Origin of the sequence: Kitasatospora sp. NPDC059646, from assembly GCF_042734615.1 — a bacterium.
Lineage (GTDB): Bacteria > Actinomycetota > Actinomycetes > Streptomycetales > Streptomycetaceae > Kitasatospora.
Genome location: NZ_JBHWDS010000018.1, coordinates 27,621 through 40,973 on the forward strand (window position 1 = coordinate 27,621; position 13,353 = coordinate 40,973).

General features: G+C 75.2%; 11 protein-coding genes. 7 read left to right on the forward strand and 4 right to left on the reverse strand.

The features are described 5' to 3' along the window. Positions 1-166: 166 nt before the first annotated feature. The 5 genes from ACFV1L_RS15315 (at position 167) to ACFV1L_RS15335 (ending at position 5,752) form a co-directional block, all read left to right on the forward strand. Entirely contained in the window at positions 167-883 is a 717-nt protein-coding gene (locus ACFV1L_RS15315; RefSeq protein ID WP_380366050.1) for an ABC transporter ATP-binding protein, read from the forward strand. Next, positions 880-3,585 (forward strand): ABC transporter permease, encoded by a 2,706-nt coding sequence (locus tag ACFV1L_RS15320; RefSeq protein WP_380366052.1) that lies wholly within the window; start codon positions 880-882, stop codon positions 3,583-3,585. The genes ACFV1L_RS15315 and ACFV1L_RS15320 overlap by 4 nt, the downstream gene beginning before the upstream one ends. A gap of 63 nt (positions 3,586-3,648) precedes the next feature. Next, entirely contained in the window at positions 3,649-3,993 is a 345-nt protein-coding gene (locus ACFV1L_RS15325; RefSeq protein ID WP_380366054.1) for a PadR family transcriptional regulator, read from the forward strand. Continuing rightward, complete coding sequence (locus tag ACFV1L_RS15330; RefSeq protein ID WP_380366056.1) at positions 3,990-4,940, forward strand: hypothetical protein; 951 nt, start codon at positions 3,990-3,992, stop codon at positions 4,938-4,940. The genes ACFV1L_RS15325 and ACFV1L_RS15330 overlap by 4 nt, the downstream gene beginning before the upstream one ends. A gap of 125 nt (positions 4,941-5,065) precedes the next feature. Then, positions 5,066-5,752, forward strand: a complete 687-nt coding sequence (locus ACFV1L_RS15335) for a copper homeostasis protein CutC (protein ID WP_380366058.1) — start codon at positions 5,066-5,068, stop codon at positions 5,750-5,752. Here ACFV1L_RS15335 and ACFV1L_RS15340 read toward each other — a convergent pair. Beyond that, complete coding sequence (locus ACFV1L_RS15340; protein WP_380366060.1) at positions 5,739-7,829, reverse strand: HelD family protein; 2,091 nt, start codon at positions 7,827-7,829, stop codon at positions 5,739-5,741. The two genes, ACFV1L_RS15335 and ACFV1L_RS15340, sit on opposite strands and share 14 nt — an antisense overlap. Positions 7,830-8,140: 311 nt before the next feature. Between ACFV1L_RS15340 and ACFV1L_RS15345 the strand changes: the two genes are divergently transcribed. Further along, positions 8,141-8,296 carry a hypothetical protein gene (locus ACFV1L_RS15345; protein ID WP_380366062.1) on the forward strand — a complete coding sequence of 52 codons (156 nt, stop codon included), beginning with the start codon at positions 8,141-8,143 and terminating at the stop codon, positions 8,294-8,296. A 6-nt stretch (positions 8,297-8,302) separates the two neighbouring features. Here ACFV1L_RS15345 and ACFV1L_RS15350 read toward each other — a convergent pair whose 3' ends face one another. The 3 genes from ACFV1L_RS15350 to ACFV1L_RS15360 all read right to left on the reverse strand — a co-directional run bounded on the left by ACFV1L_RS15350 (position 8,303) and on the right by ACFV1L_RS15360 (position 12,882). Further along, positions 8,303-9,934, reverse strand: coding sequence for a DNA repair helicase XPB (locus ACFV1L_RS15350; protein ID WP_380366064.1), 1,632 nt, complete (start codon positions 9,932-9,934; stop codon positions 8,303-8,305). Between the two features lie 82 nt (positions 9,935-10,016). Beyond that, positions 10,017-11,147 (reverse strand): acyltransferase family protein, encoded by a 1,131-nt coding sequence (locus tag ACFV1L_RS15355; RefSeq protein ID WP_380366066.1) that lies wholly within the window; start codon positions 11,145-11,147, stop codon positions 10,017-10,019. Positions 11,148-11,283: 136 nt separating this feature from the next. After that, positions 11,284-12,882 carry a DUF2079 domain-containing protein gene (locus ACFV1L_RS15360; RefSeq protein WP_380366068.1) on the reverse strand — a complete coding sequence of 533 codons (1,599 nt, stop codon included), beginning with the start codon at positions 12,880-12,882 and terminating at the stop codon, positions 11,284-11,286. A 157-nt stretch (positions 12,883-13,039) separates the two neighbouring features. On the opposite strand from ACFV1L_RS15360, the gene ACFV1L_RS15365 reads away from it, so the two are divergent. Continuing rightward, complete coding sequence (locus tag ACFV1L_RS15365) at positions 13,040-13,309, forward strand: hypothetical protein (RefSeq protein WP_380366070.1); 270 nt, start codon at positions 13,040-13,042, stop codon at positions 13,307-13,309. The last annotated feature ends 44 nt before the right edge of the window (positions 13,310-13,353 follow it).

Consider the following 13,353-nt stretch of genomic DNA (forward strand, 5'->3'; position numbering starts at 1 on the left):
GTCATTCTGCTCCCTGCGGGGAGGTGCGGTGGCGCGGTCCGGTGTCGGCGTGATGTGATCCAGCCTATATGTAGTTCACCGACTTATGACGCAGACTTGAGTAGTCGTCGCGCGAGGGCTATACATACTCGGTATGCAAGACGTTCCGCTGTTCCGAGGGGGAGCCATGACCGCACCGACCGAACACGCCGTGCTGCGCCTGGAAGGAGTCGCCCGGGTGCACGGCCGCGGCGAGGCCCGGGTGCACGCCCTGCACCCGACCGACCTGGAGGTGCGCGCCGGGGAGTTCCTGGCCGTGATGGGGCCGTCGGGCTCCGGGAAGTCCACCCTGCTCGCGCTGGCCGGCGGCCTGGACCGCCCCACCGCCGGCCGGGTGCTGGTGGAGGGCACGCCCCTGGAGGGGCTGAGCCGGGCCCGGCTGGCGGACGTGCGCCGCCGCTCGGTCGGCTACGTCTTCCAGTCGTACAACCTGATCCCGTCGCTGACGGCGGCGGAGAACATCGCGCTGCCCAGGGAGCTGGACGGCGTCCCCGCCCGCACCGCCCGCGCGGAGGCGCTCGCCGCACTGGAGGAACTGGGCATCCGCCAACTCGCCGACCGCTTCCCGGAGGACATGTCCGGCGGCCAGCAGCAGCGGGTAGCGATCGGCCGGGCGCTGGCCGGCGAACGCCGCCTGGTGCTCGCCGACGAGCCGACCGGCGCGCTCGACTCGGCCACCGGCGAGGCCGTCCTGCAACTGCTGCGGGCCCGCTGCGACGCCGGCGCCGCCGCCATGATGGTCACCCACGACGCGACCCACGCGGCCTGGGCGGACCGGGTGGTGTTCCTGCACGACGGCCGGATCGTCGACCGGGCGGCGCAGCACGCGGAGGCGGCCCGATGAGCGCCTGGCGGGCGGTGCTGCGGATCGCGCGCCGCGACGCCTGGCGGGCCAAGGGCCGCAGCGCCCTGGTGGTCGCGATGATCGCGCTGCCGGTGCTCGGCGCGACCGGCGTCGACGTGGTGCACCGCAGCGGGCAGCTCACCGCCGCCGAGCGCTCCGACCGGCTGATGGGCCGCGCCGACGCACTGATCGGCGCCTACGACCCCGGCCGGACGATCGAACAGGCGGTGTTCCCGGCCGACGGCGTCCGCACCCTGCCGCAGCGACAGGACGCGCGGACGCCCGAGCAGAAGCGCGCCGCCGAGACCGAACCGGCGGCGCTGCTCGGCGAGTTGCTCCCGCCGGGCAGCGTCCTGGTGCCGGCCCGCACCGGACCGGTGGCGGCCGTGCAGACCCGCGACGGCCTGACCCCCGTCGACACCTTCGAGGCCGACCTGGCCGGCGGCCTGTGGCAGGGCCGGCTGGACCTGGTCTCCGGCCGGACCCCCGCCGCCGCCCACGAGGCCGCCGCCACCCGGGCGTTCCTGGACGCCACCGGCCTGCGGGTCGGGGACCGGGTCACCGTCCGCGGCCTGGAGTCCGCCCCGTTCACCCTGACCGGCACCGTGGAGCACCCCGGCGACCTGACCAGGTCCGAACTGGTCGCCCGCCCCGGCGAGCTGTACCGGCAATTGGACGCCGCACAGGTCACCGCCGGACTCGCCCCGCAGACCCCGAGCGCCGAACAGGCCGCCGCCCGGAAGGCCGCCTGGCTGGTCCGGCTGCCCGCCGGCGCGACCCTCGGCTGGGAGCAGGTCCGCGAACTCAACCGCTACGGGTACACCCTGGCGAGCCGTCAGGTCGCCGCCCACCCGCCCGCCGACGCGATGGCCCGCCAGGAGGCCGTCGGCTCGGCCGACGCCCGCGAACGCCGACTGATGACGGTCGCCACCACCGCCGCGATGGCCCTGCTGGAGGTCGCCCTGCTGGCCGGCCCGGCGTTCGCCGTCGGCGCCCGCCGGGCCCGCCGCCAGCTCGCCCTGCTCGGCGCGGCCGGCGGCCGGCCCGGGCACGTCCGGGCGGTGGTGCTCGGCGGCGGCCTGGTGCTCGGCGCGGTGGGCGCGGCGCTCGGCGCGGTGCTCGGCGCGGGACTGGTCGCCGTGCTGCGCACCCCGATCGAGGAGTGGGGCGGCAGCCGGTTCGGGCAGCTCGCGCTCCGCCCGGCCGACTTGGCGGCGATCGTCGCGGTCGGCGTGGTCACCGCGCTGCTGGCGGCGCTGCTGCCCGCCCTGCAGGCCGGCCGCCGCGAGGTGCTCGACGGCCTGACGGACCGTGACCCGGTGCGCCGCGCCGGCCGCTGGACGCCGCTGCTCGGCCTGGCCGCCGTGCTGACCGGCGCCGCCCTCGCGCTGTACGGTGCGGTGGTCGCCCCGACCGGCGGGATGCCGGTGGCCGCCGGACTGTCGGCCCGCACCCTGTCGGTGCTCGTCGGCGCGACCCTCGCCGAACTCGGACTGCTGCTGTTCACCCCGATGCTGCTGGCCCTGCTCGGCCGGCTCGCCCGCCTGCTGCCGGTCGGCCCGCGCCTCGCGCTGCGCGACACCGCCCGGCACCGCTCCCGGACCGGCCCCGCGGTCGCCGCGGTGCTCGCCGCCGTCGCCGGGGCCGTCGCGGTCGGCGTGCACACCGCCGGCGCCGAGGCCCAGGACCGTGCCTCCTACCGGCTGGAGCAGCCCGTCGGCGCCGTCCGGATCACCCTGCACGGCGACGCCGACACGCTGCCGCAGCTGCGCACCGCCGTGCTCCAGGACCTGCCCGACCTCGGCGAACGCGCCGACCTGTACCAGGCGCAGTACGTGTTCTGCGAGGGCTGCCTGGGCGTGGTGTACGCCGAGGGCGGCCAGCGCTACGGCGAGGCCGTCGCCGACCCCGCCGTGGTCGGCGACGCCCCGGTGCTGCGCAACCTGCTGGCGCTGCGCGACCGCACCGCCGAGGCGGCGCTGCTCGACGGGAAGGCCGTGGTCACCGACCCGTCGTACCTGCACGACGGCAAGGCGGTGCTGCGGATGCAGGGCAACGGCCAGGAGGTGCGGAAGATCGCCGTCGACGCGGTGCTGGTCGAGCGGCCCGCCGGGCAGCGCTACGCGCCGCTGGTGGTCGCGCCGGAGACGATCCGCCGGCTCGGCCTGCAGGTCGCGCCGGCCGGGGCGATCTGGCTGCCCACCGGGCCGGTCTCCGACAAGGCCGAGCAGCGGGCGGCCGCCACCGTCGCCCGGCTCGCCCCGCACTCCGAGTTCGGGGTGGAGCGCGGCTACCGGCCGCAGGACAGCGTGATGCAGGTCGCCCTCGGCGGCTTCGCCGCGCTGGTGGTGCTCGGCGCGGCCGTGGTCTCCACCGCGCTGGCCGCCGCCGACGCCCGCCGCGAACGCGCCCTGCTCTCCGCGATCGGCGCCCGCCCGCGCACCCGGCGCACCGTCTCCGGGCTGCAGGCCGCCCTGATCGCCCTGCTCGGCGCGGTCCTCGGCACCGTCAGCGGCTTCGTCCCCGCGTACGCCCTGCTGCGCTCCCGGGTGGCCGGGGAGATGGGCGCGCCGCCCGTGCTGAACCCCGGCGACGTCCCGTGGGGCACGATCGTGCTGCTCGCCGTGGCGCTGCCGGTGCTGGCCGGCGTGCTCGGCGCGCTGCGCCGGGACGACCTCGCCGGGTGGCGCGGGCAGTCCTGACGACCGGGTCCCGACGGCGCCCGGGATGGCGCGGATAGGACGGTCGGCGATATATGTAGTCGCATGACTGAACGCGCCATGCAGGAACCCACCCTGCTGCTGCTCACCGCCCTCGCGGACGCCCCCCGGCACGGATACGCGCTGATCCAGGAGGTCGACGCGATCTCCGGGGGGCGGGTGAAGCTGCGCACCGGCACCCTGTACGGCGCACTCGACCGGCTGCTCCAGCAGGGCCTGATCGAGGTCGCCGCCGAGGAGATCGTCGACGGCCGGGCCCGCCGCACCTACGCCCTCACCGGCTCCGGCCGGGACGTCCTCGCCGCCGAGGCCGAACGGCTGCGCACCGTCGCCGCCGAGGCGCAGCGCCGCCTCGGCGGCGCGGTCCGTCCCCGGGGGGCCACCGCATGAGCGTCGCCCTGCGCACCGCCCTCGCGCTCTACCCCGCCCGCTACCGCCGCGACCGGGGCGCCGAACTCGCCGAGGTGTTCGCCGACAGCACCGCCGGTTCCGGCCCGCTCGCCACCGCCCGGGAGGCGCTCGACCTCGCCGCGTACGGCCTGCGGCTGCGCACCGGGCTCACCGACACCGCGATCGGCGGCCGCCTGCTGGCCGCCGCCGCCCCGCTGCTGGCGGGCGCCCTGCTCGGCCTCGGCGCGCTCCCCGGCACCGGTGACTGGCGGACCTTCCTGGTCGCCGACGCCGCCCGGGCCGGGACGGACCTCCCGCCGGCCCGGCTGGCCGAGAACATCGCCGTGCTCGGCCTCGCCGTCGTCCCGCTGCTGCTGGCCGTGGCCGCCGCGCTCGGCGCCTGGCGCGCCGCCCGGTCGCTCGGCGCCGTGGTGGCCCTGCTCGGTGCCGTCCGGATCGGGTTCGCCGCCGTGGACCTGCTCGGCCCGCAGGGGAGCGGCTGGTTCTTCCTGTACTCCGCCGTCGTCCTGACGCCCCATCTGCTGGGCGGCCTGCTGCTGGCCGTCGCCCCCACCGGCCCGGTGGACTCCCGGGGCCGCGCCGACCGGCTGCTGATCGTGGCCGGCGCCGCCGCCGGCTTCGCCGTCACCCGCGCCCAGGGCGGCTACAGCACCCGCAACCTGATGGACGGCTGGTGGCCGGCCGCGCTGCTGCTGCTCCCGCTGCTGCTGGTGCTCTTCGCCGCCCGCGGCCGGCTGCTGCCCGCCGCGCTCGGCCTCGCCGTGCTGCCGCTGACCGCCGGGTTCAGCCTGCTCTCGCTCTGGGGGCAGGTCGGCGGGCTGTGGCCGGCCGCCCCGCTCGCGCTCGGGACCGCGCTGGCCCTGGTCCTCGCCGCGCGGCTGCTCGGCCGCCCGGCGCGGCGCCGGTCGGCGTCCCGGGTGGGCTGACCGGACGTACGAACGGGACGCCGGCGGGCGAACGGGACACCAGCGGGACGCGAACGGCGCAGGACGCGGGGCCGAACGGCGGAGGGGGGTCGCTCGGCGCGGACCGATGTGGCAGGCTATCGGATATGTCTAGACCAATGTTCGAAGTGATCGCGCTGACCGCCCAGGACGCGAGGGCCGCCGAGTCGGGCGGCGCGGACCGCCTCGAACTGGTCACCGACATGGCCGCCGACGGGCTCACCCCCGGCGTCCGGGACTTCGCCGCGATCCGCGCCGCCGTCTCGCTGCCGCTGCGGGTCATGCTCCGCATCCGCGACGGCTTCACCCCCGGCGACCTCGACGAGCTGCTCGCCCGGGCCGCCGCACTGCGCGCGGAGGGCGCCGAGGAGTTCGTCTTCGGCTTCCTCACCCCCGACGGCGCGATCGACCTCGACGCGACGCGCGCCGTCGCCGACGCCGTCACCGGCTGCCGCTGGACCTTCCACCGGGCCATCGACCACAGTGCCGACCGCTCCGAGGTCCGCGCCGCCGTCGCGGACCTGCCCGGGCTCGACACCTTCCTCACCTCCGGCGCCGCGGCCGGCATCGACGCGGGGCAGGAGGTCCTCCTCGGCGAACTCGCCAAGTCCGGCGAGCCCGGCTACCGCCAGCAGATCCTGGTCGGCGGCGGCCTCCGCGCCGAACACGTCCCCGACCTGCGCGCCGCGGGCTTCGACGCCTTCCACATCGGCGGAGCCGCCCGCGAGGGCGGCTGGACGGGAACGGTCAGCGCGGCGAAGGTCGCGCAGTGGCGGGAGCTCATCGGGAGCTAGGCCACTGCCCCAACTCCTCCGGCAGCGGATCGGTGTGAAGTACCGTCAGCCCCGAGACGGCTCGCGTCAGCGAGACGTAGAGCCGGCGCAGGCCGGTGCGGCGGTCGGGTTCGCCGGCGACGACCGCGGCCGGTTCGTCGAGGACCACGTAGTCGTACTCGAGGCCCTTGGCGAGCGAGGCGGGGACGAGGGTCAGGCGGGCGCCGGCGGTGGTCTCGGCGCCGGGTTCGAGGTGGGGGAGCCCGGCGGCGTCGAGCGCCTCCGCGAGGGCGGGGATCCGGGCGTCGGCCGCGATCAGGCCGACGGAGCCCTCGTGGCGCAGGGCGTCGCGGCAGGCGGCGAGGACGGCCTCGTCGCGGTCGGCCGCAACGTGCCGGACGGCCAGCGAACCGGGGGTGTCGCGGACCGAGGTCGCGGGGGCCAGGCCCGGGGCGATCGCGGGGAGGAGGCGGGACGCGTAGGCGATGACCTCACCGGGGACGCGGAAGCCCTGGGTGAGCTCCTCGATGTGCGCGCCGTCCTTGCCGAGGTGGTGCAGCGCCTCCTGCCAACTGCCGGTGGCCCACGGGGTGGTGCCCTGGGCGAGGTCGCCGAGGACGGTCGCGGAGCCGGTGGTGCAGCGCCGCCCGACGGCCCGGTACTGCATGGGGGAGAGGTCCTGGGCCTCGTCGACGACCACGTGGCCGAGCGACGGGGTGCGGTGGACCAGGTCGGCGGCCTCGTCGATCAGGACGGCGTCGGCGACGGACCACGGCGCGGTGCGGGCCGAGCGCGGCGCCTTGGCCCACCGGATCGCGGCCTGCTCCTCGGCGTCCAGCACGCCGTCCGCGGCGGCGGCCAGGAACTCGGCGTCGGTCAGCAGGCGGTGCACCAGCTTGACCGGGTCGACGGGCGGCCAGCAGGCCTTGACGGTCGCCTTCACGGCGGCGTTGCGGGCCACCGCGTCCTGCACCCGGTCGTCGGGGGCCTCGCCGCCCTGCTCCATCTTGACCAGCACGGCGTGCGCGATCCGCTGCGGAAGGGCCTCGGCGGCAGCCCCGTAGCGGATCTCCCGGTCCATCAACTCGCGGACGATCTCCTGGAGTTCGTACGCGGGCACGCGCCAGCGGCGGGAGCCGCGGACCACCACGCACGGCTCGGTCGGCAGCGTGATGCCGGCCCGGACGGCGTTGCGCAGCACCCGGGCCATCCGGGCGTCGCCCTTGATCCGCGCGGCGTCCGCGGTGTCGGCGCCGCGGACCTCGACGTGGCCGACGAGCTCCTGCACGGTGGCCTGGGCGACGTCCAACTCGCCGAGGGCGGGCAGCACCTGCTCGATGTACTGGAGGAAGGACCGGTTCGGGCCGACCACCAGGGTGCCGGTGCGGGCCAGCCGCTCGCGGTGCGCGTACAGCAGGTAGGCGACCCGGTGCAGGCCGACGGCGGTCTTCCCGGTGCCGGGGGCGCCCTGGACGCAGACGGTGCCGGAGATGTCGGCGCGGACGATCTCGTCCTGCTCGGGCTGGATGGTGGCGACGATGTCGCGCATCGGGCCGACGCGGGGCTTCTCGATCTCCGCCGCGAGCAGCGCGGAGCGGGAGTCGCCCTCGTCCGGGTCGGACAGGTTCTCGTCCTCGTAGGCCGTCAACTCGCCGCCCGTGTAGCCGAACCGGCGGCGCTTGGCGACGTCCATCGGGTCCTTGCGGCTGGCCCGGTAGAACGGCTGGGAGACCGGGGCGCGCCAGTCGATCACCATCGGGTCGCCGTCGGCGTCGTGGACGTGCCGGCGGCCGATGTAGAACTGCTCGCCGCCGCTGCCCTCGGAGTCGGCCTCGCTGATCGCGTGCAGGTAGTCCAGGCGGCCGAAGAACAGCGGGGTGTGCGCCAGGTCGGCGAGGGCCTTGATGCGCTCGTCGATCTGCTTCTGCAGCACCAGCGCGGACACCCAGGTGCCGGTGACGTCGCGCAGGTCGAGCGCCTCGACGTCCTCCCGCATCGCCTTCAGGGCGGCCCGGGACGCGGCCAGGTGGGAACGCTCGCGGCCCAGCGGATCGGCGTCGGCGGCGAGCGTGTCGGTGGTGGAGGTGGGGGAGTGCACGGCGGACCTTCCCGGCCGCCCGGCATCCACGGGCGGCGGACTCGTCTTGGCTCACGGTGAAGGACACCGGCCGGTTTCCGAGCGGCCGGCACCTCCCACGGCTGCCGACGGGGCACCACGGTTCGGGAGGGGCAGACGGACGATCCTAGACCCGCGACCGCCCGGGTGCGAATCGTTTTCCCCTACCCCGGTCCCGGGGATCACCCCCGGAAAGGAGTAGGGGTCGGTACGCCTCCAGGACGACCGCCCGCCCGCCAGGTACGGCCTTTCGGGCGATGCCCGCGGCAGGTCGGCGAACCTACCGTGGACACATGACGACCGAACGAATGAACCCGCAGCTCAACGGCGCGCACAGCGCCTCCGCGCGCCGCCGCAACCCGCTGGCCAACGCCGTCCGCAACGTCGGCATCGTGCTCGACACCGCCGCGCGCGTGCTCTTCCTGGGCCGCGACGGCGTCCGGATGTAGCCGCGCCTACAGGTCGTCGGCGTCGACGATCCGGTACGCGTAGCCCTGCTCGGCCAGGAAGCGCTGGCGGTGCGCCGCGAAGTCCTGGTCGACGGTGTCCCGGGCGACCACCGAGTAGAAGTGCGCCGCGTGCCCGTCCGCCTTCGGCCGCAGCACCCGGCCCAGGCGCTGCGCCTCCTCCTGGCGGGAGCCGAACGTCCCCGACACCTGGATGGCCACGGTGGCCTCCGGCAGGTCGATCGAGAAGTTCGCGACCTTGGAGACCACCAGCACACTGATCTCCTTCGTCCGGAACGCCTCGAACAGCTTCTCGCGCTGCGCGTTCGTGGTCTCGCCCTTGATCACCGGGGCGTTCAGCGCCTCGCCCAGCTCGTCCAGCTGGTCGATGTACTGGCCGATGACCAGCGTCTGGTCGCCCCTGTGCTTCTCCACCAGCCGCTCCACCACCCGGCGCTTGGTCGCCGTGGTCGAGCAGAACCGGTACTTCTCCTCCGGCTCGGCGGTGGCGTACATCAGCCGCTCCGAGTCGGACAGCGTCACCCGCACCTCGCAGCAGTCGGCGGGCGCGATGTAGCCCTGCGCCTCGATCTCCTTCCACGGGGCGTCGAAGCGCTTCGGGCCGATCAGCGAGAACACGTCGCCCTCCCGGCCGTCCTCGCGCACCAGCGTCGCGGTCAGGCCGAGCCGGCGGCGGGCCTGCAGGTCGGCGGTGAACTTGAACACCGGCGCGGGCAGCAGGTGGACCTCGTCGTACACCACCAGGCCCCAGTTGCGGGCGTCGAACAGCTCCAGGTGCGGGTACACGCCCTTCCGCTTGGTGGTCATCACCTGGTAGGTGGCGATGGTCACCGGACGGATCTCCTTGCGGGTGCCGCTGTACTCGCCGATCTCGTCCTCGGTCAGCGAGGTCCGCTTCACCAGCTCGTGCTTCCACTGCCGCGCCGAGACGGTGTTCGTCACCAGGATCAGCGTGGTCGACTTGGCCTCCGCCATCGCCGCCGCGCCGACCAGCGTCTTGCCGGCGCCGCACGGCAGCACGACGACGCCGGAGCCGCCGTGCCAGAAGCCGTCCACCGCGTGCCGCTGGTACGGGCGCAGCTGCCAGCCGTCCTCCTCCAGGTGGATCGGGTGCGACTCGCCGTCCACGTACCCGGCGTGGTCCTCGGCCGGCCAGCCCAGCTTCAGCAGCACCTGCTTGATCTGCCCGCGCTCCGACGGGTGCACCACCACCGTGTCCGGGTCCACCCGGGCCCCGACCAGCGGCGCGATCTTCTTCGACCGCAGCACCTCCTCCAGCACCGGCCGGTCGGTGGTCGACAGCACCAGCCCGTGCACCGGGTGCTTCTGCAACTGGAGCCGGCCGTACCGCGCCATGGTGTCCGCGACGTCGACCAGCAGCGCGTGCGGCACCGGGTACCGCGAGTACGTCACCAGCGCGTCCACCACCTGCTCGGCGTCGTGCCCCGCCGCGCGCGCGTTCCACAGGCCCAGCGGCGTCACCCGGTAGGTGTGGATGTGCTCCGGCGCCCGCTCCAGCTCGGCGAACGGCGCGATCACCCGCCGGCACTCCGCCGCCTGCGGATGGTCGATCTCCAACAGCAGCGTCTTGTCGCTCTGGACGATCAGCGGTCCGTTCACGCCTGTGCATCCCCTTCCGGCGGGCCAAACGTCCAGTGTGCCGCATCGGCGGCCAGGACGCGGACGGCCGCCGCCCCCGCTGCTAGGAGCGGTCGGAGCGGTCGGGCAGCAGCAGCCGGCGGCCGGGGACCTCCACGAAGGTGTGCAGCAGCCAGGCGACGCCCAGCGACACCGTGAACGCGGCGGCGGTCACCAGCAGGCCGGTCGGCCACTCCGACTTCGGGTGGGAGGTGAACAGGTTCTCGCCGGTGCGGATGACCAGGATGTGCACCATGTAGAAGGCGAAGGAGAGCTCGCCCAGCTTCACGCCGAGGCTCCCGCGCCACGGCGACGGCTCGCCCTTCAGGTCGGCCGTCGCCGCGGCCGCGATCAGCGCGGCGAACCCGACCACCGTGCAGGCGGCGTAGCGGTAGAGGAAGTCCGCCTGTGACGCCATGAAGTAGCCGAACACGGTCAGCCCCAGCGAGGCGGTGAGCCCCGGCCCGCGCCACCGCCCGGCCCGGACCAGCTCCGCCAGTGCGATGCCGAGCAGGAACTCGGGCAGCCGCGCCAGCGGGAAGTAGTAGACCGCCCACCCGGTGTCCACGGGGTGCAGCCAGTCGTCGACCACGGCCGGCACCACGACCACCGCGGCGAGCGACAGGACGCCCAGGACCGTGCCGGCGTGCCGGCCGGCGGCCCGCAGCGGGCGGATGATCAGCGGGAACAGCAGGTAGAAGAACGCCTCGCAGGCCAGCGACCAGCTGACCGGGTTGACGCTCTGGTAGAAGCTCACGTCCTGCGGCCAGGACTGCACCAGGAACAGGTTCGCCAGCAGCTGCCGGGTCGGCGGCTTCGCCCCGGCCGCCAGGAAGTACGCCATCGCCAGCGCGATCAGCGCCGTCGCCGCGTGCAGCGGATAGACCCGCGCCAGTCGGCGCCGCCAGAACCGCACCGGCCCGCCGCTGCCCGGCGGCGACGACCAGGCGAGCACGAAGCCGGAGAGGACGAAGAAGAACGACACCCCGGTGTTCCCGGCCCCGAACGCGAAGCCCAGCGTGCTGCCCATCCGCCCGCCGAAGTACTCCACCACGTACACGTGGTAGAGGAAGACCATCAGCGCGGCCGTCCACCGCAGCCCGGTCAGCGAGGGCAGCGCGACCGGTCGGCCGCGCTCCGCGGCGGCGCCCGCCGCCCGGACCTGGTGCGGGAGCTTCGCGGACCGGCCTGTCATCGGGTCTGTCGTCGACACGCTGCGCAAAGTAGCACGCGCCCCCTGCCGGGCCCAGTGCTCCGGAGCGCCGGTCGGGCGCCGAAGAGCGAAGCGGCGCCGCTCAGTTGGGCGACGCCGGGGCTGCTCGGGCCGGAGGTCAGCCCAGGAAGAAGTTGTGGCCGACGTCCGGCGGGATCTTCTCCTGGTACGGGGTCGAGCCCGGGCCGGGCAGGTGGGTGCCGGGCACCGGCTCGGTGCCGGTGCGGCGGAGGAGGGTGACGCCGTCCTGGTCGAAGAGCTCCCGGTAGCCGTGGGCCAGCAGGAAGGCGCGGTACGCGGCCTGGTCCGGATCCCGCTGGAACGGGAAGGCGCGCTGGGTGTAGCGGAGGATCACGTACTCCTGGCCGCGCGGCGTGCCGTCGGCCAGCACCACGTGGGTGCGGTTGGTCAGGCGCGGCGCGACCTGGTTGTCGGCCTCCACCGTGGCCCCGTCCGGGATCAGCTTCGCCGCCCGGGCGAGCGCCGCCGTCGGCGCCTTCGGCTGCCACTCGTACGGCAGGACCAGGTGGTACAGGCCGAGGGCGGCGGACGCGGCGAGCGAGAGGACGGCGGCGGTGGCGCCCAGCCGGCGGGCCCGGCGGAGGCGGCCGCGGGACCACAGCACGCCGAGGGCCTCGATCGCGGCGGTCACCAGGATCGGCCACAGGAACGCGTCGTAGTGGCGCGCGATCGACCAGTGGTTCGGATTGTCGGACAGGATCCGCTCCGCGAGCAGCGGCAGCGCGACGAGGGAGGTCGCCGAACGGAACGGCAGGGCCGCCGTGGTGAGCACCAGCCAGCCGAGCAGGATCGGCTTCAGCGGGCTGGAGAACGCCGACTCCACCAGCAGCCACGGGTCGGCCAGCACGTGCCGCAGCGCCTCGCCGCCGTCCGCGCCCAGCTGCGTGTAGTTCCAGTAGTAGCCGGGCACCCCGCCCATCGCCGGTATCAGGTACCCGATCTCCACCGCACTGGCCAGCGGGCCGCCCACCAGCAGCGCCCAGCCGAACGCCTTCGCCCGGCGGTCCGGGCCGCCGCGCTCCCGCCACAGCACCACCGCGCCGAACGCGCCGACCGCGAGCCCCAGGTCCTCCTTGGTCGCGCACAGCAGCAGTGCCGCCAGCGCCGCCGTCCCCCAGCGCCGCGCCCCCGCCCGTTCGAACAGCAGCAGGAACAGCGGGACGGCGAAGCCCACCTCGTGGAAGCCGCCGCGCGAGGAGATCAGCAGCGGCCAGCCCAGCCCGTACACCAGCGCCGCGACGTCCAGCACCCGCCTCCGGACCCGTGCGTCGGCGCCCGCGAACGCCCGGCTCGCGATCCGGCGCACCAGCGGGACGCCCGCCGCGAACAGCGCCGCCTGCCCCACCAGCAGCATCCGCGGGTCGTCCCACACCCAGTACAGCGGGGCGAGCAGCGCCAGCACCGGCGAGAAGTGGTCGCCCAGCAGCGAGAAGCCCGGCGGGAACTCGTGGTGCACGCTCTTCAGCGTCGACACCGGCAACCCGAAGTGTGCGTAGCCGCGCACCCCCTGGTCGAAGATGCCCAGGTCGAAGCCGCCCAGCTGGAGCGACGTCCACTGCTGCAGGCCCAGTGCCAGACAGGCCGCGAAGCTCAGCAGGGTCAGCAGGGCGGTGCGGCGGCGGCGGGTGAGCCGGACCCCGGACGCGCGGTCCGTCGCCCGGGCGACCGGCGTGTGCAGAGCGGGGGAAGTGGTCACGGATTCGGTCCTGTCGGGGGCCGGCGAGGGCCCGGTCCGGCGGTCGTTCCGCAGTCTAACCGCCGCCCGCGGGACGCCTCCGGCGGAACGTCGAGCGGAACCCGGGCCTCCGGAGCAGTGACTCCGCAGCCGCCGACTCGTTGGGCAGGCCATGACCATGCGCAACCGATTCCTGGCCGGCCTCGCGCTGTCCGGCGCCGCCCTTGCCACCACCCTCGGGGCGGCACCCGCCCACGCGAGCGAGGGCCCCGCCCTCGACCAGGTCGCCGACGTCGGCCAGCCCGGCGGCCTGCTCGGCACCCTCGCCTTCACCGGCACCGGCCTGCTCACCGGCGTCGAGCCGAAGATCCCGGACCCGCACACGATCGTGGAAGAGGCGAAGAAGCAGAAGGCGGAAGAGGAAGCGAAGCAGCACGCCGGCAAGTAGCGGCCGGGGAGGCGCGGGGGCGGGCCGGGAGACGCTCCACGCGC

Coding starts and splice junctions, on each gene's coding strand:
- ACFV1L_RS15355 (WP_380366066.1), bottom strand. CDS start 11,147: ATGACAGGCCGGTCCGCGAAGCTCCCGCACCAGGTCCGGGCGGCGGGC.
- ACFV1L_RS15335 (WP_380366058.1), top strand. CDS start 5,066: ATGTCTAGACCAATGTTCGAAGTGATCGCGCTGACCGCCCAGGACGCG.
- ACFV1L_RS15330 (WP_380366056.1), top strand. CDS start 3,990: ATGAGCGTCGCCCTGCGCACCGCCCTCGCGCTCTACCCCGCCCGCTAC.
- ACFV1L_RS15325 (WP_380366054.1), top strand. CDS start 3,649: ATGACTGAACGCGCCATGCAGGAACCCACCCTGCTGCTGCTCACCGCC.
- ACFV1L_RS15345 (WP_380366062.1), top strand. CDS start 8,141: ATGACGACCGAACGAATGAACCCGCAGCTCAACGGCGCGCACAGCGCC.
- ACFV1L_RS15315 (WP_380366050.1), top strand. CDS start 167: ATGACCGCACCGACCGAACACGCCGTGCTGCGCCTGGAAGGAGTCGCC.
- ACFV1L_RS15365 (WP_380366070.1), top strand. CDS start 13,040: ATGCGCAACCGATTCCTGGCCGGCCTCGCGCTGTCCGGCGCCGCCCTT.
- ACFV1L_RS15320 (WP_380366052.1), top strand. CDS start 880: ATGAGCGCCTGGCGGGCGGTGCTGCGGATCGCGCGCCGCGACGCCTGG.